At 73.1% G+C, this 22,020-nt stretch carries 24 protein-coding genes and 1 riboswitch; of the genes, 13 read left to right on the forward strand and 11 right to left on the reverse strand.

Annotated elements, in window-relative coordinates; genetic code table 11:
- Positions 1-112: 112 nt before the first annotated feature.
- From ACGF8B_RS13000 to ACGF8B_RS13025, 6 genes are all read left to right on the forward strand, one after another.
- On the forward strand, positions 113-787 hold the full coding sequence (locus ACGF8B_RS13000) for a TetR/AcrR family transcriptional regulator (RefSeq protein WP_392737513.1): 675 nt from the start codon (positions 113-115) through the stop codon (positions 785-787).
- A gap of 29 nt (positions 788-816) precedes the next feature.
- The gene (locus ACGF8B_RS13005; protein WP_342280655.1) at positions 817-1,815 is read left to right on the forward strand and encodes a DEDDh family exonuclease; all 999 of its coding nucleotides are present in this window, start codon (positions 817-819) and stop codon (positions 1,813-1,815) included.
- Between the two features lie 64 nt (positions 1,816-1,879).
- Positions 1,880-2,113, forward strand: a complete 234-nt coding sequence (locus ACGF8B_RS13010) for a hypothetical protein (RefSeq protein ID WP_072482991.1) — start codon at positions 1,880-1,882, stop codon at positions 2,111-2,113.
- Positions 2,114-2,184: 71 nt separating this feature from the next.
- Positions 2,185-2,997, forward strand: a complete 813-nt coding sequence (locus tag ACGF8B_RS13015) for an SURF1 family protein (protein WP_392737516.1) — start codon at positions 2,185-2,187, stop codon at positions 2,995-2,997.
- 99 nt (positions 2,998-3,096) lie between these two features.
- On the forward strand, positions 3,097-4,896 hold the full coding sequence (locus ACGF8B_RS13020) for a glycoside hydrolase family 15 protein (RefSeq protein ID WP_392737518.1): 1,800 nt from the start codon (positions 3,097-3,099) through the stop codon (positions 4,894-4,896).
- A gap of 4 nt (positions 4,897-4,900) precedes the next feature.
- Positions 4,901-5,656, forward strand: a complete 756-nt coding sequence (locus ACGF8B_RS13025) for an SDR family oxidoreductase (RefSeq protein ID WP_392737520.1) — start codon at positions 4,901-4,903, stop codon at positions 5,654-5,656.
- Between the two features lie 66 nt (positions 5,657-5,722).
- Here the strand turns inward: ACGF8B_RS13025 and amaP are convergent, their stop codons facing one another.
- Genes amaP through ACGF8B_RS13050 form a run of 5 tightly spaced genes read right to left on the reverse strand, consistent with a single transcriptional unit; the run spans position 5,723 to position 8,046 of the window.
- Entirely contained in the window at positions 5,723-6,301 is a 579-nt protein-coding gene (amaP, locus tag ACGF8B_RS13030; RefSeq protein WP_392737522.1) for an alkaline shock response membrane anchor protein AmaP, read from the reverse strand.
- Positions 6,302-6,306: 5 nt separating this feature from the next.
- On the reverse strand, positions 6,307-6,993 hold the full coding sequence (locus tag ACGF8B_RS13035; RefSeq protein ID WP_392737524.1) for a DUF6286 domain-containing protein: 687 nt from the start codon (positions 6,991-6,993) through the stop codon (positions 6,307-6,309).
- Positions 6,990-7,352, reverse strand: coding sequence for a hypothetical protein (locus ACGF8B_RS13040; RefSeq protein ID WP_392737525.1), 363 nt, complete (start codon positions 7,350-7,352; stop codon positions 6,990-6,992). Before ACGF8B_RS13040 ends, ACGF8B_RS13035 begins: the two co-directional genes overlap by 4 nt.
- Positions 7,349-7,540: a hypothetical protein gene (locus ACGF8B_RS13045; protein WP_124718389.1), complete on the reverse strand. Its 192-nt coding sequence runs from the start codon at positions 7,538-7,540 to the stop codon at positions 7,349-7,351. Before ACGF8B_RS13045 ends, ACGF8B_RS13040 begins: the two co-directional genes overlap by 4 nt.
- Before the next feature lie 32 nt (positions 7,541-7,572).
- Positions 7,573-8,046 (reverse strand): Asp23/Gls24 family envelope stress response protein, encoded by a 474-nt coding sequence (locus ACGF8B_RS13050; protein ID WP_392737527.1) that lies wholly within the window; start codon positions 8,044-8,046, stop codon positions 7,573-7,575.
- 92 nt (positions 8,047-8,138) lie between these two features.
- On the opposite strand from ACGF8B_RS13050, the gene ACGF8B_RS13055 reads away from it, so the two are divergent.
- Positions 8,139-8,834: a hypothetical protein gene (locus ACGF8B_RS13055; RefSeq protein ID WP_392737529.1), complete on the forward strand. Its 696-nt coding sequence runs from the start codon at positions 8,139-8,141 to the stop codon at positions 8,832-8,834.
- A gap of 113 nt (positions 8,835-8,947) precedes the next feature.
- Here the strand turns inward: ACGF8B_RS13055 and ACGF8B_RS13060 are convergent, their stop codons facing one another.
- The 3 genes from ACGF8B_RS13060 to ACGF8B_RS13070 all read right to left on the reverse strand — a co-directional run bounded on the left by ACGF8B_RS13060 (position 8,948) and on the right by ACGF8B_RS13070 (position 12,050).
- A complete protein-coding gene (locus tag ACGF8B_RS13060) occupies positions 8,948-9,739 on the reverse strand; it encodes an enoyl-CoA hydratase/isomerase family protein (RefSeq protein WP_392737531.1) in 792 nt (263 codons plus the stop codon).
- A 150-nt stretch (positions 9,740-9,889) separates the two neighbouring features.
- Positions 9,890-10,111 (reverse strand): helix-turn-helix domain-containing protein, encoded by a 222-nt coding sequence (locus ACGF8B_RS13065; protein WP_018518904.1) that lies wholly within the window; start codon positions 10,109-10,111, stop codon positions 9,890-9,892.
- 340 nt (positions 10,112-10,451) lie between these two features.
- Positions 10,452-12,050 (reverse strand): ABC-F family ATP-binding cassette domain-containing protein, encoded by a 1,599-nt coding sequence (locus ACGF8B_RS13070; protein ID WP_392737533.1) that lies wholly within the window; start codon positions 12,048-12,050, stop codon positions 10,452-10,454.
- A gap of 275 nt (positions 12,051-12,325) precedes the next feature.
- Here ACGF8B_RS13070 and ACGF8B_RS13075 point away from each other — a divergent pair, with 275 nt between their 5' ends.
- Positions 12,326-13,216: a neutral zinc metallopeptidase gene (locus tag ACGF8B_RS13075; protein WP_392737535.1), complete on the forward strand. Its 891-nt coding sequence runs from the start codon at positions 12,326-12,328 to the stop codon at positions 13,214-13,216.
- A gap of 113 nt (positions 13,217-13,329) precedes the next feature.
- Complete coding sequence (locus ACGF8B_RS13080) at positions 13,330-13,758, forward strand: VOC family protein (protein WP_392737537.1); 429 nt, start codon at positions 13,330-13,332, stop codon at positions 13,756-13,758.
- Between the two features lie 54 nt (positions 13,759-13,812).
- Here ACGF8B_RS13080 and ACGF8B_RS13085 read toward each other — a convergent pair whose 3' ends face one another.
- The 3 genes from ACGF8B_RS13085 to ACGF8B_RS13095 form a co-directional block, all read right to left on the reverse strand.
- Positions 13,813-15,123: a hypothetical protein gene (locus ACGF8B_RS13085; protein WP_392738330.1), complete on the reverse strand. Its 1,311-nt coding sequence runs from the start codon at positions 15,121-15,123 to the stop codon at positions 13,813-13,815.
- A gap of 184 nt (positions 15,124-15,307) precedes the next feature.
- The gene (locus tag ACGF8B_RS13090) at positions 15,308-16,435 is read right to left on the reverse strand and encodes an alpha/beta hydrolase (RefSeq protein ID WP_392737539.1); all 1,128 of its coding nucleotides are present in this window, start codon (positions 16,433-16,435) and stop codon (positions 15,308-15,310) included.
- A gap of 166 nt (positions 16,436-16,601) precedes the next feature.
- A complete protein-coding gene (locus ACGF8B_RS13095; protein ID WP_392737541.1) occupies positions 16,602-17,270 on the reverse strand; it encodes a class II aldolase/adducin family protein in 669 nt (222 codons plus the stop codon).
- A 209-nt stretch (positions 17,271-17,479) separates the two neighbouring features.
- Between ACGF8B_RS13095 and ACGF8B_RS13100 the strand changes: the two genes are divergently transcribed.
- The 4 genes from ACGF8B_RS13100 to ACGF8B_RS13115 all read left to right on the forward strand — a co-directional run bounded on the left by ACGF8B_RS13100 (position 17,480) and on the right by ACGF8B_RS13115 (position 21,999).
- On the forward strand, positions 17,480-18,751 hold the full coding sequence (locus ACGF8B_RS13100) for an anion permease (protein ID WP_392737543.1): 1,272 nt from the start codon (positions 17,480-17,482) through the stop codon (positions 18,749-18,751).
- 44 nt (positions 18,752-18,795) lie between these two features.
- A complete protein-coding gene (locus ACGF8B_RS13105; RefSeq protein ID WP_124718378.1) occupies positions 18,796-19,026 on the forward strand; it encodes a hypothetical protein in 231 nt (76 codons plus the stop codon).
- Between the two features lie 150 nt (positions 19,027-19,176).
- Positions 19,177-19,309: riboswitch (cobalamin riboswitch) on the forward strand.
- A gap of 144 nt (positions 19,310-19,453) precedes the next feature.
- Entirely contained in the window at positions 19,454-20,467 is a 1,014-nt protein-coding gene (locus ACGF8B_RS13110) for a cobalamin biosynthesis protein (RefSeq protein WP_392737545.1), read from the forward strand.
- On the forward strand, positions 20,464-21,999 hold the full coding sequence (locus ACGF8B_RS13115) for a cobyric acid synthase (RefSeq protein WP_392737547.1): 1,536 nt from the start codon (positions 20,464-20,466) through the stop codon (positions 21,997-21,999). Before ACGF8B_RS13110 ends, ACGF8B_RS13115 begins: the two co-directional genes overlap by 4 nt.
- Positions 22,000-22,020 lie beyond the last annotated feature (21 nt).

Below are 22,020 nucleotides of genomic sequence, written 5' to 3' on the forward strand. Positions count from 1 at the left end.
GTGTTCTCCGTGTCTCGCGTTCTCCGTGCCGGGTTCTGTAACACAGTTACACCGATGCCGATGAAGGGTAAATAGGCATGCGTGTAACGGAGTCCGAGAACCAAGGAGCGCTGTGGCGCGATCGTCGCTGACCCGCGAAGAGGTCCTGGACACGGCCGCCGCCCTGCTGAAGCGGCACGGCCCGCAGGCCCTCACCATGCGCGCCCTCGCCGCGGAGCTGGGCACCGCGGTCACCTCGATCTACTGGCACGTCGGCAACCGTGAGTCGCTGCTGGACGCCCTCGTCGAGCGCACCGTGCGGGAGATGGGCACCCTGCGCCCGGCCGGCCGGACCCCGGCGGCCCGCATCGTCTCCGTCGCCCGCGCCCTGCGCCGCGAGCTGCGGGCCAGACCGCATCTGATCGCGATGGTCCACGAACGGGGGCTCACCGAGCGGATGTTCCTCCCCGCGCAACAGGCCCTCGTCCACGAGGTGCACGCCGCGGGGCTGCGCGGGGCACGGGCGGCCGCGGCGGTGCGGGCGGTGCAGTTCCAGACCGTCGGTTTCCTGCTCGTCGAGCGCAACCGGGAGCGGTCCCCCGTCCAGTCCCCCGGCGAGGGCGACCTGTGGACCGTCTCCGCCGCGGACGACGACCCGGCGCTGGCCCGCGCCCTGGCCCGGCCCGCCGACCCGGACCGGCTGTTCGCCGATTCCGTACGGGCTCTGGTGGAAGGGCTGCTGGCCGGCCCCGTACGGCGGCGGCCGGGCGGCGGAACCGGGACGCGGGGGCGGGGGACGGCCGAATAGGAGACTGTCAGTCGCGGCCCGTATTCTCTGTGACCATGCTCGACGACCGCCAGACCGCAGCACCGTGGCCGACCGCCTACCCGCAGGGGTACGCGGTCGTCGACGTGGAGACCACCGGACTCGCACGGGACGACCGGATAGTGTCCGCCGCCGTCTACCGCCTGGACGCACAGGGCAACGTCGAGGACCACTGGTACACCCTCGTCAACCCCGAGCGCGATCCCGGCCCGGTCTGGATCCACGGCCTGACCAGTGAGGTGCTCGAAGGCGCCCCGCTCTTCCCGGAGGTCGCCGCACAGCTCTCCGAGCGACTCGCGGACCGTGTCCTCGTCGCGCACAACGCGGCCTTCGACTGGTCGATGCTGGCCCGGGAGTACGCCCGGGCCTCGGTCGTCGCCCCCGTCGAGCAGCGGCTGTGCACCATCGCGCTGGCCAAGGAGCTGCGGCTGCCGCTGCCCAACCACAAGCTGGCGTCGCTGGCCGCGCACTTCGGCGTCGTGCAGCAGCACGCCCACCACGCGCTGGACGACGCCCGGGTGCTGGCCGAGGCGTTCCGGCCGAGTCTGCACGCGGCGGCGCGGGGCGGGGTGCGGCTGCCGTTGCTGGAGTGCCGGCCGCTGACCGAGTGGTCGGACTCCCCGGTCACTCCGCGGATCGGCCATCAGCCTTCGCACGGCCAGAACAGCTGGCGCGCCTCGCGCAAGCTCCCGCCGTGCCCGTATCCGAACCCCGGGCGGTACGAGAAGGACAAGCCCCTGATGCAGGGCATGCGGGTGGCCTTCTCCGGGGACACCTCGGTGGACCGCGAGCTGCTGGAGGACCGGGCCGTGGAGGCGGGGCTGCACGTGGCGACCAGCGTCTCCCGGCTGACCAGCCTGCTGGTCACCAACGACCCGGACGCGGCGACGTCGAAGACGGTCAAGGCGAAGTCGTTCGGCACCCCGATCCTGGACGAGAGCGCCTTCACCCATCTGCTGCGCGACGTGGCACCCGCCTCCGGCCGGGTGCCCGCGCCGTCATCGGAGTGAATAGGCGGCGACTCGCCCGCCCACCGCTCGCCCGCCCCGGCCCCGGCGTCCCACCCTGTGGCGCATGGCACGTTGTGAGGTTTGCGGAAACGACTACGGGATGTCCTTCGAGGTGCACGCACAGGGCGCGGTGCACGTCTTCGACTGCTTCTCCTGCGCCATCCACCGCATGGCACCCATCTGTGAGCACTGCCGGGTCCAGATCATCGGCCAGGGCGTCGAGGTGGACGGGCACTGGTTCTGCGGCGGCCACTGCGCCCGCGCCGAGGGGAAGGTGGGCATCATCGACAAAGTCTGAGCAGCGGCCGCCGCGCCCGCTTCCCCGACCCCTGCGCGATGCGCCCCACGGCACAGTTGTACCGTCGTGGGGTGTACCGCTTCCTGTTGACCCGGCAGTGGCTGATCCTCGCCCTCCTCGCCCTCATCCTGATTCCCACCATGGTCGAGCTGGGCTTCTGGCAGCTGCACCGGCATGAGCACAAGGTCGCGCAGAACGCCCTGATCTCCCGCAATCTCAAAGCCGCGCCGGTGCCGGTCGGCTCGCTCACCGCCCCGGGCCACACGGTCCCGCGCTCCGACTACTGGCGGACGGTGACGGCCACCGGCACGTACGACACCGCGCATCAGGTGGTCGTGCGCCGCAGGACCGCCACCGACGGCCGGATCGGCGTCCACGTACTGACCCCGTTCGACCTCAAGGGCGGAGGCACGGTCCTGGTCAACCGCGGCTGGGTGCCCTCCGCCGCGAGCCAGCAGGCCTTCCCCGACGTGCCGGCCGTGCCCCGGGGCGAGGTGACCGTCACCGGGCGGCTCAAGGCCGACGAGACGACGAGCGCCAGCGGCATCAAGGACATCTCGGACCTGCCGGACCGCCAGGTGATGCTGATCAGCAGCGTCCAGGAGGCCAGGAGGCTCGCCCGGCCGGTGCTCGGCGGCTACATCGAGCAGACCGCGCCCGAGTCCATCGGCGACTCCCCGGAGCTGATCGAGGCCCCCGACGACGGCTCGATCGGCCCGCACATGGCGTACGCCGTGCAGTGGTGGCTCTTCGCCGCCGGTGTTCCCGTCGGGTACGTGGTGCTGGCGCGCCGGGAGAAGCGCGACCGGGCAGAGGCTGCGAAGGCCGCTGCCGGGGAGCAGCAGCCCGCCGGGCCGGAGAAGCCGGAACCCGTCACGGCCTGACGCCGTGTCCGCCGGATGCGGGCCGGGACGTGCCCGGCCGGGTGACCCGCGTGGGCCGGGATTGCTTAACGGGGCCCGGGTTCGGGAACACGCCAGAACGTGACCCCACGCATCGAGGACTACGCCCTCATCGGCGATCTCCAGACGGCCGCCCTGGTCGGCAGAAACGGTTCTGTCGACTGGCTCTGTCTGCCCCGCTTCGACTCGGGCGCCTGTTTCGCGGCCCTGCTCGGCGACGAGGACAACGGCCACTGGCGCATCGCCCCGAAGGGCGCGGAGACCTGCACCCGGCGCGGCTACGTGGGTGAGTCCCTCGTCCTGGAGACGTTCTGGGAGACCCGCACCGGCACGGTCAAGGTCATCGACTTCATGCCGCAGCGCGACCGGGAACCCGACGTCATGCGGATCATCGAGGGCGCCAGCGGCACCGTCGAGATGAGCTCCGTGATCCGGCTGCGCTTCGACTTCGGCTCGGTCGTGCCATGGGTGCGCCGCTCGCAGGGGCACCGGGTGGCGGTCGCGGGGCCGGACTCGGCCTGGCTGCGCAGCGAGCCGCCGGTCAAGACCTGGGGCCAGCAGTTCTCCACCTGCTCGTCGTTCAGCGTCTCGGCGGGCCAGAAGGTGGCGTTCGTACTGACCTGGCACCCCTCGCACTCGCCCCGCCCCGATCTGGTCGACCCGCACGAGGCGCTGGAGAACACCCTGTCCGACTGGGCCGAGTGGTCCGCCCGGTGCAAGTACCGGGGGCCCTACCGGGAAGCGGTGATCCGCTCGCTGATCACGCTGAAGGCGCTGACCTTCGGCCCGACCGGCGGCATCGTGGCGGCGCCCACCACCTCGCTGCCGGAGGAGATCGGGGGCGTACGGAACTGGGACTACCGCTTCTGCTGGCTGCGGGACTCCACGCTGACCCTGGGCTCTCTCGTCTCGGCCGGTTACCTGGAGGAGGCCGCCGCCTGGCGGGACTGGCTGCTGCGGGCGGTCGCCGGGGACCCGGCCGACCTCCAGATCATGTACGGGCTCGCGGGCGAACGCAGACTGCCCGAGGCGGAGCTGCCGTGGCTGCGCGGATACGAGAACTCCACCCCGGTCCGGATCGGCAACGCCGCGGTCCGCCAGCGTCAGCTCGATGTGTACGGGGAGGTCATCGACTCCCTGCGGCTCGCCCGTGAGGCGGGCCTCGGCGACAAGCCGCACGCCTGGAATCTGCAGCTCAGCCTGCTCGGCTTCCTGGAGTCCACCTGGCGCGAGCCGGACGAGGGGCTGTGGGAGATCCGCGGCCAGCGCCGTCACTTCGTGCACTCCAAGGTGATGGCCTGGGTCGCCGCCGACCGTGCCGTACGCACCCTGGAGAACGATCCCTCGCTGACCGGCGACGCCGACCGGTGGCGGGCGATGCGGGACGCCGTGCACCGGGAGGTGTGCGAGAAGGGGTACGACCCGGAACGGAACACCTTCACCCAGTCCTACGGGTCACGGAACCTGGACGCCGCGACCCTGCTGATCCCCCGGACCGGTTTTCTGCCGCCGGACGATCCCCGGGTGATCGGTACGGTCGACGCGGTCCGGGCCGAGCTGGGCCGGGACTGCCTTGTCCGCCGCTACAGCACGGACGGCGCGTCGATCGACGGGCTGCCCGGCAGCGAAGGGGCCTTCCTGGCGTGCTCGTTCTGGCTGGCCGACGCGCTGCGCCTGACCGGACGCGCCGACGAGGCGAGGGAACTCTTCGAACGGCTCCTGGCGCTCCGTAACGACGTGGGGCTGCTGGCCGAGGAGTACGACACCGTCGGCCGCCGCCAGGTGGGCAACTTCCCGCAGGCGTTCAGCCACATCGGCCTCGTGGGCACCGCCATGGCACTGAGCGGGGAGGACACGCTGGAGCCCGACGCGGCAGGATAGGGCCATGGATCTTGGACTGAAGGACCGTGTGTACATCGTCACCGGAGCGACCCGGGGGCTGGGCAACGCCACGGCGCGGGCGCTCGCCGACGACGGGGCGAGGGTGATCATCACCGGCCGGGAGGAGAAGCGCGCCGAGGCGGCCGCCGCCGGACTGGGGCCGGGCGCGGTCGGCCTGGGCGCCGACAACGCCGACCCGGCGTCCGCGCGGCGTCTGGTGGACGCGGCGCACGAACGGTTCGGCCGGCTGGACGGCATTCTCATCAGCGTCGGCGGGCCGGCCCCCGGTTTCCTCGCCGACAACACCGACGAGCAGTGGCAGTCGGCCTTCGAGTCGGTGTTCCTGGGTGCGGTGCGGCTCGCCAGGGCCGCGGCGGACGTGCTCGGCGAGGGCGGCGTCATCGGCTTCGTGCTCTCCGGCTCCGTGTACGAGCCGATCCCCGGGCTGACCATCTCCAACGGGCTCCGCCCCGGCCTGGCCGGTTTCGCCAAGTCCCTGGCGGACGAGCTCGGTCCGCGCGGGATCCGGGTGGTGGGCGTGCTGCCGGCCCGGATCGACACGGACCGGGTGCGTGAGCTGGACGCCCTCTCGGGCGACGCGGAGGCCGCCCGGACGGCCAACGAGGCGCAGATCCCGCTGCGGCGCTACGGCACCCCGGAGGAGTTCGGCCGGACCGCGGCGTTCCTGCTCTCGCCCGCGGCCTCGTATCTGACGGGCATCATGGTCCCGGTCGACGGCGGTTCCCGGCACGGCTTCTGAGCCGGAGCCCGGGCCCGGTGGCCGGCCGGAACCGTCCGGCGGCCGGGAAGGCCACGGCAGCGGCGGTCAGCTCACCCGCTCCGCGCGGTGTCTGACCGCCCTCAGCCGCACCTCGGCCGGCAACTCGGCCAGCCCCGCCGAATCCCGCGCATGGGCCAGCGCCTCGTCGCCGAGGCGGCCGAGCGTCTCGTCCGGCGCCGCGTGCGGCTCCATCAGCAGGCGGATCCTGGCGTGCGGCGAGCTGCGCCGGCCGGTCAGCGCGACCTGGGCGCGGGCCACCCCGTCCAGCGTTCCCGCCTCGTCGGCGAGCACCCCTTCCAGGGCCCGGCCCCGCAACAGCGCCCCCTCGCCGTCCCCGCTGTCCACCAGGATCTCGGAGAGGCGGGCCCGGCGCAGCTGGGCCAGCAGCCACCACAGGGCGAGCACGACCACGACGGCGAGGACCGCGATGACCGTCGGCCACCACCAGCCCTGACCCCGCCAGCGGTACCGGTCGGCCGCGCTGACGAGCACATCGTCCTTGCCGTACCAGGGCCACCAGGACGGCACGGCGAGGCCGAGGCCGGCGGCGAGCACCGCGCCGCCGCCGCAGATCAGTACCAGCCCGGCGAGGCCGAGCAGTGCCCGGTTGACGGTCCTGAGCAACGGATTCACCCCTTCTTCGCGGGACGGCGGACATGTACGGACAGGCTCGGCGGCCGGGCCAGTCCCAGCTCCCTGATACCGGTCCCGAGCACGGTGTCCAGGTCGGCCCGTACGTCGTCGAGTTCACGGAAGTGCGACACGGCACGCACCACCGCCCTGCGCCGGCCCATCCGGACCCGCACCGACTGCACCCCGGACACCTCGACGGCCCGGTCGCGCAGCACCAGTGCGGCCGCGGACCGGTCGAGTGCGGCGCGTACGCCGGGGCGTTCACGGCGCATGGGCAGCAGGGCGCGGAGGCCGGGGGTGGCGGCGAGCACCAGCAGCCACAGACCGATCGCCACGGCCGCCGCGGCGGCGCCGAGCAGCCAGGCGCTGTGCAGGGGGCGCTCGGCGAGCTGGCCGGCCAGCGACCGGCGCCAGCGCATCGCCGGGTGGCCGGCCCGTACCGCCGCCACGTCGTAGAGCAGCAGCCCGGTGCCGCCGAGGACCAGCAGGGCGAGGACCGCCGCGGGGATCCGGCGCGCCGACCAGAAGCGGCCCGCCCCGAAGGCGCCCGCCTGCCGGGCGGGCACCGGGTCGTACGCGGCGGAGGAGGCGGACTGGTCGAGTTCGAGCACGTCCCCCTCTTCGACGGGGCCGGTGGCGGGCGGCGCCTGGGCCGGCCGCTTTGGTCCGTGGGGCTCGGTCACTGGATCCTCCCCTGTGCCGCGGCGCTTGCTCCCGTCGGGTGCAAGCGCTCTACCTGTACGGCCACCTCGGGCACTTCCATTCCCGCCAACGCCCTTACCCGCTCGGCGACATGCCGACGCACACGGCCGCACCGGCGGCCGATGTCGCAGGGGTAGCCGAGCTCCAGGGTCACCCGTACCCGGGCGGTGTCCCGGTGCACCGTGACGGTGGCGCGCGGCGGGGCACCCTGCTCCGGCGGCTCGTCGATCGCCTCCTTCGCCGCCTGCGCGGCGATCTTCGCGACCACCCGGTCGGCGATCCGGGTCTCCCCGCGCTCACCTGCGGCGATCCGGTCCTTCACCCCCGACAACGCCGTCACCGCCGTCGGTCGCCGCGCTCGCGACTCCGGAAGAAGTCGCCGAGCTCCAGGTCACCCTCCAGGAGGCGACCGACGACGAAGCCGACCGCCCCGAGTGCGGCCACCAGCAGGAAGGCCCCGAAGCCGCCGAAGTACCCGGCGAATGCGAGCGCCATGCCGGCCACCATGCCGACCACAGCCATGCTCATCGTGTGCTCCTCAACTGCCTCTCGCCGGACGCCTACTGGAGGCGTGGCTCCGGCTGGTCCTCGTCGTCGGCCTCGTCGGGCAGCTTCACGTCGCTCACCGCGATATTGACCTCGACGACCTCCAGCCCGGTCATCCGCTCGACCGCCGCGACCACGTTCTCCCGCACATCACGGGCCACGTCGGAGATCGACACGCCGTAGTCGACGACGATCTCCAGGTCGAGCGCGGTCTGCGACTCGCCGACCTCCGCCTTCACTCCGCGGGTGACGGACTTGCCGCCACCGGGTACCCGGTCGCGCACCGCTCCGAAGGTGCGCGAGAAGCCGCTGCCCATCGCATGGACGCCGACCACGTCGCGGGTCGCCATTCCCGCGATCTTCTCGACCACGCCGTCGGCGATGGTCGTACGGCCGCGGGTGGCGGGCGCTCCCCCGCCGCGTTTGACCAGCGGGCTCGATTCCTTGTCGGGGCTCTCGGGGCGGTTCCGGTGCGTGGTGTCGGTCATCGCCATCTTTCCCTTCTGGGCATTTTGAACCTCTTTGCCCACATTAGGTGTGCTTGCTCCGTGGCGCGCCGTGGATGCGGCAGGCTGGGGCAATGACGACTGCTGACGACCCACGCAGGGCGGACGGATGGACAGCGGCGGTCCGGCAACGGCTCGGCCTCGGCCGGATCCTTCCGCTGGGCGGTCCGGCGGACGGGGCGTGGATCTCCGAGCGGGCCGCGGTCGCGGTGCTGCGCCGCGCGGTGGCGGGGCCCGGCCCCGTGCTCGGGGAGCTGAGGATCTCGGTGGCCGATCCGGACGGGGCGCCAAAGGCCGCGGTGGAGCCGCCGCCGAGCGCGCTGCGGCCGGGCCCGCTGCGGATCGAGGCAACCATGTCGGCGGTGTCCGGTCAGCCGCTGCCCGCCGCGGCCGAGGCGCTGCGCTCGGCACTGCTGACGGCAGCCGACCGGCGACTGGGCCTGGTGGTCGCGGCGGTGGACGTCCGGGTGACGGAACTGCTGGACGCGGCGCCCGAGCCACCGGCCGCCGTCCCGGCCGAGGTGCGCGGGGCGGCGGCGGAGGGGGCCGCGGCGTCCGCGGCGGCGGGTGTCGCGGGTGTGGTGACGCTGACCCGGGTACTGGGGCACGCGGTGCACGCGCGTCCGGACCATGTGCGGGTCGAGCTGGCGACGGCCCCGGACCACCGGGCGCTCGACGTGACCCGTGCGGTGCGGGCCGCCGTGGCGGCCGCGGTGGAGGGCAGTCCCTCGGTCGCGGTGCTGGTCACGGCGGTGGTGGAGCAGGACTGAGCGCGGGGCGGGTCCGGGGTCCGGCCCGCCCCGCGATCCGGCGGGGGGCCCGTGCCCGCGCCGCGATCGGGCAGGTCCGGGGTCCGGGCCCGTCCGCGAATCGTCGGCCGGTCTCAGTCGGTGATGCCCGCCAGATCGCGCAGCCGACGGCCCTGCGCGGCCCGTTCGGCGACGCGCTGCTCCTCGTAACCGCGCGAGACGGCACCGCTCAACAGCGCCTTGGTCTCCACGACGGCGTCGCGCGGTGCGGCCAGCAGCGCGCCGGCCAGATCGCGGGCCGCCGCGTCCAGCTCACCGGCGGGGACGACGAGATTGGCCAGGCCGGTGCGCCCGGCCTCCTCGGCGTGCACGAAGCGGCCCGTGGCGCAGATTTCGAGCGCGCGGGCGTACCCCACCAGGTTGACCAGGGGGTGCGTACCGGTGAGGTCGGGCACCAGACCGAGGCTGGTCTCGCGCATGGCGAACTGCACGTCCTCGGCGACGATCCGCAGATCACAGGCGAGGGCGAGCTGGAAGCCGGCACCGATCGCATGCCCCTGGACGGCCGCGATCGACACGATGTCGTTGCGGCGCCACCAGGTGAACGCCTCCTGGTACTCGGCGATGGTCGCGTCGAGCTCGGCCTCCGGGCCACGCGCCATGTCGAGGAAGGACGGCTCACCGTCGAACCCCTCGGGGGTGAACGCCTGCCGGTCGAGTCCCGCGGAGAAGGATTTGCCCTCGCCACGGAGCACGACGACCCGCACACTGCCGGGCAGTGCCCGGCCGGCCTCCGTCAACGCCCGCCACAGAGCGGGGGACTGAGCGTTGCGCTTGGCCGGATTGGTGAGGGTCACCGTGGCGACCGCGTCGTCGACGGTGAGTCGTACGCCGTCCTTGTCGAGCACAGAGTCGAGCGAGGTCATGGGGCGCCTCCGGTTGCGTTCAGTCAGCATGCAGAGCTAAGTGACTGAACAGTAACCACCCGGTCGACATCGCTGCCGACCGGGTGGTCACCGCCGAAATCCGGTGAACCCCGGGGCGGGCCTGACGGCCTGCCCCGACCGCGCGGACCGTCAGGCCGTGGCGGCCTTCTTGCCCCGTGTCGCTCCGCCGCGTCCCCGCAGCGTGACTCCGGACTCACTGAGCATCCGGTGGACGAATCCGTAGGAGCGGCCGGTCTCTTCGGCCAACGCCCGGATGCTCGCACCGGAGTCGTACTTCTTCTTCAGGTCTGCCGCGAGCTTGTCGCGCGCGGCGCCGGTCACCCGGCTGCCCTTCTTCAGAGTCTCGGCCACCCGTGCCTCCTCATGGGAAGTGCGCTCTGGACTCTCATGATCACCCCTCGGGGGCTTCCTGGCCACCCATTCGGCAAGGTCCGTGCGACCCGGTTCCCGGCCGGAGAACGGGCCGACACGACCGGAATCCCGCATTCCGTGGGGCTGTGGCGGCGGATGGAACAGGGCCCGGGGCGAATCGGCAGGTCAGGGCCACACGAGGAACAGGACCCCCGTACGGGTGCGCCCGGCAGGTATCCGCCGGGCGCCGCACCGGGGTACGAGACGTACTCACGCAGATGATGGATCACGCGTAGGCCGAATGATCCAGACGGAGTGGATCAGACGGGGCGGGCCGGGATCAGGCCAGGGCGACCAGGTCCCGGTAGTCCGCTCCCCACAGGTCCTCGACGCCGTCGGGCAGCAGGATGATGCGCTCCGGCTGGAGTGCCTCGACCGCTCCCTCGTCGTGGGTGACGAGGACGACGGCGCCCTTGTACGTGCGCAGCGCGCCGAGGATCTCCGCGCGGCTGGCCAGGTCGAGGTTGTTGGTCGGCTCGTCCAGCAGCAGCACATTGGCGGAGGAGACCACCAGGGTCGCCAGGGCGAGACGGGTCTTCTCACCGCCGGAGAGAACGCCGGCGGGCTTGTCGACGTCGTCGCCGGAGAAGAGGAAGGAGCCCAGCGTCTTGCGGACCTCGACGAGGTCGAGATCGGGCGCCGCGGAGCGCATGTTCTCCAGGACGGTGCGGTCCGGGTCGAGGGTCTCGTGCTCCTGTGCGTAGTAGCCGAGCTTGAGACCGTGGCCCGCGATCACCTCGCCGGTGTCGGGCTTCTCGGCGCCGCCGAGGAGCCGCAGCAGCGTGGTCTTGCCCGCGCCGTTGAGGCCGAGGATGACGACCCGGGAGCCCTTGTCGATGGCCAGGTCCACATCGGTGAAGATTTCCAGCGAGCCGTACGACTTGGACAGGCCCTCCGCCATCAGCGGGGTCTTGCCGCACGGTGCGGGCTCGGGGAATCGGAGCTTGGCGACCTTGTCGGAGACCCGGACGGCCTCCAGGCCGGAGAGCAGCCGCTCGGCGCGCTTGGCCATGTTCTGCGCGGCGACGGTCTTGGTGGCCTTCGCGCGCATCTTGTCGGCCTGCGAGTTGAGGGCCGCGGCCTTCTTCTCGGCGTTCTGCCGCTCGCGCTTACGGCGCTTCTCGTCGGCCTCGCGCTGCTGCTGGTAGAGCTTCCAGCCCATGTTGTAGATGTCGATCTGCGAGCGGTTGGCGTCGAGGTAGAAGACCTTGTTGACGACCGTCTCGACGAGCTCGGCATCGTGGGAGATCACGATGAAGCCGCCGCGGTAGGTCTTGAGGTAGTCGCGCAGCCAGACGATCGAGTCGGCGTCGAGGTGGTTGGTCGGCTCGTCGAGCAGCAGGATGTCGGCGTCCGAGAAGAGGATGCGGGCCAGCTCGACGCGGCGGCGCTGACCGCCGGAGAGCGTATGGAGCGGCTGCCCGAGCACCCGGTCGGGCAGGCTGAGCGCGGCGGCGATGGTGGCGGCCTCGGCCTCGGCGGCGTACCCGCCCTTGGTGAGGAACTCCGTCTCCAGGCGCTCGTACTTCTTCATCGCCTTCTCGCGGGTGGCGCCCTTGCCGGTCGCCATCCGCTCCTCGTTCTCCCGCATCTTGCGCAGGATCTCGTCGAGGCCGCGGGCGGAGAGGATCCGGTCGCGGGCCAGCACGTCGAGGTCGCCGGTGCGGGGGTCCTGCGGGAGGTAGCCCACCTCTCCGGAGCGGGTGATGGTGCCTCCGACGGGGTTGCCCTCGCCCGCGAGGCACTTGGTGAGGGTGGTCTTGCCCGCTCCGTTGCGGCCGACGAGACCGATGCGGTCGCCCTTGGCGATGCGGAAGGAGGCGGACTCGATGAGGATGCGGGCGCCGGCACGCAGCTCGATGCCGGAAGCGGTGATCACGGTGAAACTCCAGGGCGGTTGGACGGCGGACGGGACGAGGGCGGAGGTCTCTCGACGCCGTCTAATGCACAAGGAGAATTGCCATACGGGCCATTCTACTGGCGGTGTGCAACTGCTTTTCCGCATGCGTCCACGACACCTGCCGGACGATCGCCCCGCGTCGCCGCCCCACTCCACCGCGCGACCAAAAAGGGCATAGCGGTGTGAATTATCCGATACTCGGCGGAGGTGCCGAGGCAGTGGGAGCACCGCGGCCGTAGCGGAGGGTGGTGCCCATGCAGTTCGACGACGACGCCGACCTGGACACGTCCGAGGTCCAGGATGTGCGCGGCAGCCGGATCCCGGGCGGCAGGGCCACCGTGGGCGGCGGCATCGCCGGTCTCGTCGCACTGATCCTGGGGCTTCTCTTCGGCGTCGGTCCGGAGCAGCTCGGCCTGTCGGACGGCGGCCCGGCCACGGCGCCGACCGCGTCGACGGCGGCGCAGGTGGAGCAGTCCTGCCGCACCGGGAAGGACGCGAACACCAGGGACGACTGCCGGACCGTGGCGGTGGTCAACAGCGTGCAGGACTTCTGGCGGCAGGAGTTCCAGCGCCGCCGGGGCACGTACACGCCGTCGCGCACGGTCCTGTTCAGCGACCGGATCGGCACCGCGTGCGGCTCCGCGACCTCGGCGGTCGGGCCGTTCTACTGCCCGGGCGACCGGCAGGTCTATCTGGACCTGGGGTTCTTCGACGAGCTGCGGACGAAGTTCGGCTCCAGCGGCGGCCCGTTCGCCCAGGCCTATGTCGTCGCCCATGAGTACGGACACCATGTGCAGGACCTGATGGGGACGCTGAACCGGTCCCAGGACGGCCGGACCGGTTCGGACAGCAACGCGGTCCGGGTGGAGCTCCAGGCGGACTGCTACGCCGGGGTCTGGGCGCACCACGCGACGACCACGCCGGACGAGTCGACCGGCCGGCCGCTGATCACCTCGCTGACGCGGGCGGACATCCGGGACGGGCTCGACGCGGCGGCCGCGGTCGGCGACGACCGGATCCAGGAGAAGTTCCAGGGCCGGGTCACTCCGGAGTCCTGGACGCACGGCTCGGCCGCGCAGCGCCAGCAGTGGTTCACCACGGGTTTCCGCAGCGGCGACATGGCCGACTGCAACACCTTCCGCTGAGGTCCGCGGCCGTGCCGGGCCGCTGTCGGTGGCGGATGGAAGACTGAGACGCGGATCACAGAACCGGGTCACGGGAGTACGAAGGTCACGGAAGTGCGAAAGGGGTGAGCGTCATGGCAGGCGCACCGGCCGGCGTTCCGACGGTCTATCCGACGATTCTGTACGACGACGCGAAGGCCGCGATCAGGACGCTGACGGAGGGCCTCGGCTTCACCGAGGAAGCGGTGTACGAGGGCGAGGGCGGGCAGGTGCTCCACGCCGAGCTGTCCTGCGGCAACGGCAGGGTGATGCTGGGCTCCAGGGGCCGCGAGGGCGTGTTCGCCGAGGCGATGCGGGGCGCGGGCCCGGCCGGTGTCTACGTCGTGGTCGACGAGGTGGACGAGCACCATGCCCGGGCGGTGGAGCACGGGGTGGAGATCCTGATGCCGCCCACCGATCAGGACTACGGCTCGCGCGACTACATGGCGCGGGACGCCGAGGGCAATGTGTGGAGCTTCGGTACGTACGCGCCGGGGGCGGCGGACCGGGCCGACGGGGCCTGAGCGCGAGCGGGCCCGATCCGCCGGACGGGCCGGGGCCCGTCCGGCGCGGGGGTGTCAGGCGCCGCCGGTGTGGACCTGGAACGCGGCCCGGCGCACCGCCTTGGCCAGCGCCGGGTCCGGGTGCGCGGCGGCCAGCGCCACCAGCACCTGCACGGTGCGCGGGTGGCCGACGGCTCGTACCTCGTCCAGCAGGGCCGGCACCGTGCCCTGGACGGCCGAGTCGAGGTGGCGGACCAGCAGCCCGGTCTCGCCGTGGTCGGCGACGGCCGCCGCCGTGTCGACCCAGAGCCAGGTGGCCTCCTCCCGGCTGAGCACGTCCTGGGCGTCCTCGGGGTCGGCTCCGTCGTACTCGGCCAGCCAGAGCAGCGCGTAGGGGCGCAGCGAGGGGTCGGCGACGACGGAGCGCACCTCGGGCTCGGCCGGGGCGCCGACGACCCGGAGCGCCTCGAAGGCGAGCCCGCGCAGGAGCGCGTCCTCGCCGCGGGCGACGGCGAGGAGCTCCGCGACGGCGCTGCCGACGGGGCGGGCGGCCAGCCAGGCGCGGTATTCGTCGCGGGCCGGGCCGGGGGTGAGCCGGGCGCAGCCGAGCAGCATGTCGGCGGCGGACTGCTCGATGTTCCCGGCCGGGCTCTGGGCCGCGACGCAGATCTGTTCCAGCTTGACCCAGACCGCCCAGTTGCCGAGCGGGGTGAGGGTGGCGTGGCCGGAGCCGAGGGTGAGTGCTCCGACGGCGGCCAGGCCCTCCAGGGCCCAGTCCAGCAGGAGCGCCACCAGGGCGGCGGGGTGTGCGGGGGGCGTGGTCTCGGCCGGTACGGGCAGCGGCTGGGGGCCGTAGGGCACCTCGCAGCGCTCCTCGCGCAGTTCCGCGACACGCTGGCCCAGCAGGTCCAGCAGGGCGGGCACGGTGACCGGGCCGGCCGAGAGCTGGAGCAGGGAGAGGACCTGCGGCACGGCCTCGACGGCCTCGGCGACCGCGGTGGACTCGATGTCCGCGGGCGCCGGGTGGACCAGCGACCAGGCGTCGAAGAGCGCCACCCAGCCGCGGAGCACGGCGGAGTCGTCGCGGTCCCAGGCGCGCAGCCGCCAGCCGGGGCGTGCGGTCTCGCCGTGCAGTTCGACGAGGCCGGCGAGCCGGGCCCGGTCCCAGCCGGAGCGCACCTGGGCCGGGGACAATTCCAGGGCTGTCGCGGCCCGTTGGAGCGCCTGGGAGGCGAGCGGTGGTGCGCCGGGGATCGCGCCGTCGGCCGCCCAGCGGGCGATCCGTACGGCGTCGGCGAGGGCCGTCCTGGCCTGCCGGGCCAGTTCCGACCGGGGTGGGGTGCCCTCCGGTGGGCGGGGGGCCGGCCTGGTGCGCCGGGTGGTCACGGCCTTGCGAGCGGTGGCAAGGGGTCGCGGGCGGACAAGTCGCAGCCTGGAGTCGCGCGGGTTACGGGACGTCACGGGGAGCAGTCTTGCTCCTGACGGCCCGAAAGCCCAAACGGAACCCGAATTCCCGGTGGGGACCGGTGGGACGGGGCCCGGGACCAACCGCCCGATCCCTCGCATCAGGTCACATCAGGGGCGTGAGGAAGCGGCGCAGGGTCTCTTCGTAGTGCGCCGGGTCGGCGTTCCACATCGCCGCATGCGGAGCCTGCTCCACGGCGTGCAGGGCGATCAGGTCCGGGCGGCGGGCGGCGAGGTCGCGGGAGGGCTGCCAGGGGGCTATCCGGTCGTCGGGCCCGTGGAAGATCAGGGTCGGCACGTGCAGCGCCGGGGCGAGGGAGCCGTCCAGCAGCCGGGCGCCATGCAGTCCGGTCTGCCCCTCGGCGGCGCGGACGGCGAGCGGCAGCAGGGCGGACGGTACGCCGCGGGCGAGGGCCAGGGCGCGCAGCGTGGTGGCCCAGTCCAGCACCGGGGAGTCCAGGACGAGGCCGCAGATCCGGTCGCGGAGCGCGGAGTTGACGGTCGCGAGCAGCGCCATGGAGGCGCCGGTGGACCAGCCGTGCAGGACGACCTTCTCGGCTCCGTACCGCACGGCGAAGCGGATCGCGGCGTCCAGGTCGCGCCACTCGGATTCGCCGAGATGGGCGAGGCCGTCGGGGGGCCTCGGGGCTCCGGCGTCGCCGCGGTAGGCCAGGTCGAGCACGGGCAGCCGCAGGGCGTGCAGGAACCTCATGATGTTCATGGGGTGTTCCCGGGTGGTGCCGATGCCGTGCACGGTGATGACCCAGGTGTCGCGGGGGCCGGGCAGGAACCAGGCGGGCAGGGTGCCGAGCTCGCCGGGGATCTCGACGTCCCGGTGGCCCAGGCCCAGGGCCGAGGACGGATCGCCGCTGTGCAGCTGCGGAGTGACGCGGACCTTGGCGCCGGTCTCCAGGCTGCCGCGGTCGACGCGTTCCAGCCGGCGGACGACGGTGTCGGGGGCGTGGTGGGCGTGCTCGATCACCGGGCCGACCACGGCGTGGACGTCCTTGCCCGTCAGTCCGTACGTGCCGGGCCGCAGGGCGGTGAGGGAGCGGGTCAGGGTGACCTGCCCGGCCGCCGTGGCGTGCACGGTGAGTCTGCGGTCGGCGGGGAGGGGCCGTCCGGACGGCGCCCTGAGGGCGGCGTCGCTGGCGTACCGGCCGGCCGCGACCGCTGCCGCACCGACGCCGAGGATCGTGGTGACGGCTGCTGCCGTAACTGTTGCCGGGCGCACCGCTTCAGTGTCGTGGCGGCTGCGGAACCCCGCCAGCGGGCGGGGGCCGTCCGGCGGACCGGGGAGGACAGCGCCGGGGCGGCCCGGCGGACCGCAGGCGGACGGGGCCCCGGGGACGGGCGGGTGGACCGGGGACGGGCCTCCCCGGGCGGACCAGCCGGGACGGTCAGTCGGGTCGGCCGGGCTGGCCGTATCCCTTGAGGGCCTCCTGCACGTCGTCGAGCTGCTCCGGGGAGAGGAGGCTCGGGCTGCGTCCGGGGACGGAGCTCGCGGCGAGCCAGAGCCGGCAGAGCCATTCCAGCTGGGCGGTCCGGTCGTACGCCTGGTCCAGGGTGGCTCCGTAGGTGACGGTTCCGTGGTTCTGGAGCAGGCAGCCCGTGCGGTCGCGCAGGGCGGCGAGCATGTTCGCGGCCAGTTCCTCGGTGCCGTAGCGCGCGTAGCCGGCGACGCGGACGGGGCCGCCCAGCATGGCGGCGGCGTAGTGGACCGACGGGATCTCGGGGACCAGCGTGGAGACGGCGGTGGCGTGCACCGCGTGGGTGTGCACGACGGCGGCCGCGTCGGTGTTCCGGTAGACGGCGAGGTGGAGCGGGAGTTCGCTGGTGGGGGCGAGTTCGCCGAGTACGCGGTTGCCCTCCGGATCGACGCCGACGACGTCCTTCGGGCCCAGCCGGTCGTACGGCACTCCGCTCGGCGTGACCAGGATGGTGTCGCCGACCCGTGCCGACACGTTTCCCGAGGTCCCGACGACGAGGCCCTCGGCCGCCGTCCGCCGGGCGGTGGCGACGACACCGTCCCAGGCGCGTCCGATCGCGTCCCGCTGCTGATCGCTCATGCGCCGATCCTGTCAGCCGCGGAGGCGGACGGGTATGGGGTCGGACACAGCCCCGCACCGCGGGAGAGCCGGGCCACGCCTGCCCCCAGGACAAGCGGAATGCCTGAGCTCCGCTTTGGAACACCCCAGCGCCCTACCCAGTTCATCTTCCGTTCATCCAGGTTGCCTACGGTCCACGTGCCAATGACGTCGAACGATTGCCTGGGTAAATGGAACACATCACGCTGCTACTCGCGATTGTGATCGTGACAGCTCTAGTGTTCGATTTCACGAACGGTTTCCACGACACCGCGAACGCGATGGCGACCACCATCTCGACCGGTGCACTCAGACCGAAGACCGCGGTGGCCATGTCCGCCGTTCTCAATCTCGTCGGCGCGTTCCTGTCGGTGGAGGTCGCCAAGACGATCTCCGGCGGGATCATCAACGAGGACGGGCTGCGGACAGAAGTCATCTTCGCGGCACTCGTCGGCGCCATTCTGTGGAATCTGCTGACATGGCTGGTCGGGCTGCCGTCCAGCTCGTCGCACGCCCTGTTCGGCGGCCTGATCGGCGCGGCCGTGATGTCGGCCGGCTGGTCCTCCGTCAACGGCGGCACCGTCGTCACCAAGGTGCTGCTTCCCGCGGTCGCCGCCCCGATCGTCGCCGGTCTGGCCGCGCTGCTGGCCACCCGGCTGACGTACCGGATCGGCGGCAGGGTGCGCGACGAAGCCCAGCAGAAGGCCACCGCCAAGGGCTACCGGGCCGGCCAGATCGCCTCGGCCGGACTGGTCTCGCTCGCCCACGGCACCAACGACGCGCAGAAGACCATGGGCATCATCACCCTGGCCCTGGTCACCGGCGGCGTCCTGCACCCGGGCGCCAACCCGCCGGTCTGGGTCATCGTCGCCGCCGGCACGGCCATCGCGCTCGGCACCTACCTGGGCGGCTGGCGCATCATCCGCACCATGGGCAGCGGCCTCACCGACCTCAAGCCGCCGCAGGGCTTCGCCGCCCAGACCAGTGCGGCCACGGTCATCCTGGCCTCCTCGCACCTCGGCTTCTCCCTCTCCACCACCCAGTCCTGCTCCGGAGCCGTGATGGGCGCGGGCCTCGGCCGGCAGGGCGGTGTGGTCCGCTGGTCCACCGCCACCCGGATGTTCGTCGCCTGGGGTCTGACCCTGCCCGCCGCCGGTCTGGTCGGCGCGGGCGCGGAGCTCCTCACCAAGCAGGGCACCTGGGGTGTCGTCGTCGTGGCGGCGCTGCTGGTCCTGGGCTCCGGTGCGATCTGGCTCCTGTCGCGCCGCAAGCCGGTCGGCCACGACGACGTCGCGCCCTCGGCCGCCGGCGTCGAACCGGCGGGCGTCGTCACCACGGCCATCGCCGCCGTCAGCCCGCCGCCCACGGCGGCCGCGGTGCAGGCACCGTCCCAGAACCTCATGACCACCATTCCGGCCCCGGCCGGAACCACCCAGGACCCGGCGCGACCCGCCACCGTCTGAGCCGGCCGCCAGGCCGGCCGTCCAAGGCCGTCTAAGGATTCAGCATGAACATCGACTGGGCAGCCCTCGGCTCCGTATTCGGCGTCTCCCTCGTTGTCACCGTCGCGCTGGTGGGCCTCTTCACCCTGGGCATCGTCGGCCTCTCCAAGCAGCCGGAACCGGCGGCGCAGGGCGGCTCCGGCGGCTCGCTGCTGCTGGCCCGCGCCGGCGCGTACGTCTGCTTCGGGCTGTGCGCGGCGGCCGTCGCGTACGGGATCTATCTGATCGTCGCCTGAGCCGCTCCCGCGCACGCTCCCCCGTCGGGCCGGACACCTCGGTGTCCGGCCCGATGTGGGTATCAGCACACTGCACCGTCGCAGGTCAACGGCAGGTTGACGGGCGTTCGCGGAGCGTGGTGGACTGCCGGAGCCAATTACGGCGACAGCAGAGGAAGCCGGTGCGAATCCGGCGCGGTCCCGCCACTGTCACCGGGGAGCGGTCCCCCAACACCGGAAGTCACGGCTCGCACGAGCGGGCTGGAAGGCCGGGGGTACCGCGGATCCGGGAGCCAGGAGACTCTCGTCGCCGGTCACGTCGAACCAGGGCGCGGACCCTGAGTGAGGACATATCGCCATGCCTGGCTGCCGTGCGTCCGCTGTTTCGGCGCTCTCGACGAGAGCCGCCTGTACGAAGGTCCGCCGAGGCGCGACGGCCGGCTGAACCGTGCGAGCCGACCGCATCTTCGCGTACGGCGCCACGGCCGGCCTGATCGGCGATCTGCTGCTCGGTGACCCCCGCAGGGGACACCCGGTCGCCGCGTTCGGGCGGGCCGCGGCGGACGTCGAGCGCCTGCTGTGGCGCGACCACCGTGGCCGGGGCGCGCTGCACACTCTCGTCTGCGCCGGAGGCGCCGCGGGTGGTGCCGCGCTGATCACCCGCGCCGTGCGCCGCAGCCCCGCCGCCTCCGTGGCGCTGACCGCCGCCGTCACCTGGTCCGTCGTCGGCGGCACGTCCCTGGGGCGTGAGGCGCGGGCCATCGGCGGAGCCCTGGCCGCCGGTGACATCGAACTGGCCCGCGAGCGGCTGCCGCATCTGTGCGGCCGCGACCCGCACTCCCTGGACGGCCCGCAGATCGCCCGCGCCGTGGTGGAGTCCGTGGCGGAGAACACCTCGGACGCCGTCGTCGGCGCGCTGGTGTGGGGCGCGCTGGCCGGGGTTCCCGGGCTGGCCGGGTTCCGGGCCGTCAACACCCTGGACGCGATGGTCGGGCACCGTTCGCCCCGGCATCTGCGCTACGGCTGGGCCTCGGCCCGCCTCGACGACCTCGCCGGCTGGCCGGGGGCCCGGCTCACGGCGCTGCTCGCCGTGGCGGCCGGGGGGCGGCCGCGCGGCGCGGTCCGGGCCTGGCGGGCCGACGCCGCCGAGCACCCGAGCCCCAACGCAGGCCCGGTGGAGGCCTCGTTCGCGGGTGCGCTCGGCGTACGGCTCGGCGGCACCCTCGCGTACGGCGGCCGGGTCGAGCACCGCCCGGTGCTCAACGGGGAGACGGGCCGGGCCGTGGAGAGCGCGGACATCGAGCGCGCGGTGCGGCTGTCGCGCCGGGTGAGCGCGCTGGCGCTGGGCGTCTGCGTGGCGGGGCGGCTCGGCGCGGCCCTCGCCGCACGTCGGCTCGCCGGGCGCCGGACCACCGGGACGAACGTGGCGGGGCCTCGCACCGCAGGACGGAGAGACGCATGAGCGGCGGGCTGCTGGTCGCCGGTACCACTTCCGACGCGGGCAAGAGCGTCGTCACGGCAGGCATCTGCCGCTGGCTCGTGCGCCGGGGCGTGAAGGTGGCGCCCTTCAAGGCGCAGAACATGTCGCTCAACTCGTTCGTCACCCGCGAGGGCGCCGAGATCGGGCGCGCCCAGGCCATGCAGGCCCAGGCGGCCCGCGTGGAGCCGTCGGCCCTGATGAACCCGGTCCTGCTCAAGCCGGGCAGCGACCGCTCCAGCCAGGTCGTCCTGATGGGTAAACCGGTCGGCGAGATGAGCGCCCGCGGCTACCACGGGGGCAGGCAGGAGGCGCTGCTCTCCACAGTCGTGGACTGCCTGGAACAGCTCCGGTCCACGTACGACGCGGTGATCTGCGAGGGCGCGGGCAGCCCCGCCGAGATCAATCTGCGGCGCACGGACATCGTCAACATGGGCATCGCGCGGGCGGCGCGCTTCCCGGTGGTGGTCGTCGGCGACATCGACCGCGGCGGGGTCTTCGCCTCGTTCTTCGGCACGACGGCGCTGCTCGCCGCCGAGGACCAGTCGCTGATCGCCGGCTATCTCGTCAACAAGTTCCGCGGCGACGTCTCGCTGCTGGAGCCGGGCCTGGAGATGCTGCGGGACCTCACCGGCAGGCCGACGTACGGGGTGCTGCCCTTCGCCCACGGCCTCGGCATCGACGAGGAGGACGGGCTGCGGGTCTCGCTGCGGGGAGCCGTGCGCGAGTCGGTCGTCGCCCCGCCGCACGGCGAGGACGTGCTGCGGGTCGCGGTGTGCGCGGTGCCGCTGATGTCGAACTTCACCGATGTGGACGCGCTGGCCGCCGAGCCCGGTGTCGTCGTCAGGTTCGTGGACCGGGCCGAGGAGCTGTCCGACGCCGACCTGGTCGTGGTGCCGGGAACCCGGGGCACCGTGCGGGCGCTGGCCTGGCTGCGCGAACGGGGCCTCGCCGACGCGCTGGTGCGGCGGGTGGCGGAGGGCCGGCCGGTCCTCGGCATCTGCGGCGGATTCCAGCTCCTGGGCGAGCACATCGAGGACGAGGTCGAGTCCCGGGCCGGTCACGTCGACGGCCTGGGGCTGCTGCCCGTACGTATCCGCTTCGCCCGCGAGAAGACCCTGGCCCGGCCCGTCGGCGAGGCGCTCGGCGCGCCGGTCGAGGGGTACGAGATCCACCACGGCGTGGCGGAGGTGCTCGGCGGAGAACCGTTCCTCGACGGCTGCCGGGTCGGCGCCGTATGGGGCACCCACTGGCACGGCTCGCTGGAGAGCGACGAGTTCCGCCGCCGCTTCCTGACCGAGGTGGCACGGGGCGCCGGCCGGCGTTTCGTCCCCGCTCCGGACACCTGTTTCGCGGCGCTGCGCGAGGAGCAGCTCGACCGCCTCGGCGATCTCGTCGAGGAACACGCGGACACCGACGCGTTGCTGCGGCTCGTCGAGTCGGGCGCGCCACCGGGGCTGCCCTTCATCGCTCCCGGAGCCCCGGGAGCACCCGGAGCCCCGGGGGGACGCCGGTGAACGGCGCGGGCCGAGGCCGCC

The sequence above is a fragment of the Streptomyces sp. NPDC047917 genome, from assembly GCF_043204345.1.
Taxonomy (GTDB): domain Bacteria; phylum Actinomycetota; class Actinomycetes; order Streptomycetales; family Streptomycetaceae; genus Streptomyces; species Streptomyces sanglieri.

Bases quoted from the DNA above. Each gene is read 5' to 3' on its own strand.
- ACGF8B_RS13115 (WP_392737547.1), top strand. From the start codon at position 20,464: ATGAGCGGCGGGCTGCTGGTCGCCGGTACCACTTCCGACGCGGGCAAG.
- ACGF8B_RS13060 (WP_392737531.1), bottom strand. From the start codon at position 9,739: ATGACCTCGCTCGACTCTGTGCTCGACAAGGACGGCGTACGACTCACC.
- ACGF8B_RS13050 (WP_392737527.1), bottom strand. From the start codon at position 8,046: ATGACCGACACCACGCACCGGAACCGCCCCGAGAGCCCCGACAAGGAA.
- ACGF8B_RS13025 (WP_392737520.1), top strand. From the start codon at position 4,901: ATGGATCTTGGACTGAAGGACCGTGTGTACATCGTCACCGGAGCGACC.
- ACGF8B_RS13055 (WP_392737529.1), top strand. From the start codon at position 8,139: ATGACGACTGCTGACGACCCACGCAGGGCGGACGGATGGACAGCGGCG.
- ACGF8B_RS13095 (WP_392737541.1), bottom strand. From the start codon at position 17,270: ATGAGCGATCAGCAGCGGGACGCGATCGGACGCGCCTGGGACGGTGTC.
- ACGF8B_RS13105 (WP_124718378.1), top strand. From the start codon at position 18,796: ATGAACATCGACTGGGCAGCCCTCGGCTCCGTATTCGGCGTCTCCCTC.
- ACGF8B_RS13100 (WP_392737543.1), top strand. From the start codon at position 17,480: ATGGAACACATCACGCTGCTACTCGCGATTGTGATCGTGACAGCTCTA.
- ACGF8B_RS13080 (WP_392737537.1), top strand. From the start codon at position 13,330: ATGGCAGGCGCACCGGCCGGCGTTCCGACGGTCTATCCGACGATTCTG.
- ACGF8B_RS13045 (WP_124718389.1), bottom strand. From the start codon at position 7,540: ATGAGCATGGCTGTGGTCGGCATGGTGGCCGGCATGGCGCTCGCATTC.
- ACGF8B_RS13075 (WP_392737535.1), top strand. From the start codon at position 12,326: ATGCAGTTCGACGACGACGCCGACCTGGACACGTCCGAGGTCCAGGAT.
- ACGF8B_RS13010 (WP_072482991.1), top strand. From the start codon at position 1,880: ATGGCACGTTGTGAGGTTTGCGGAAACGACTACGGGATGTCCTTCGAG.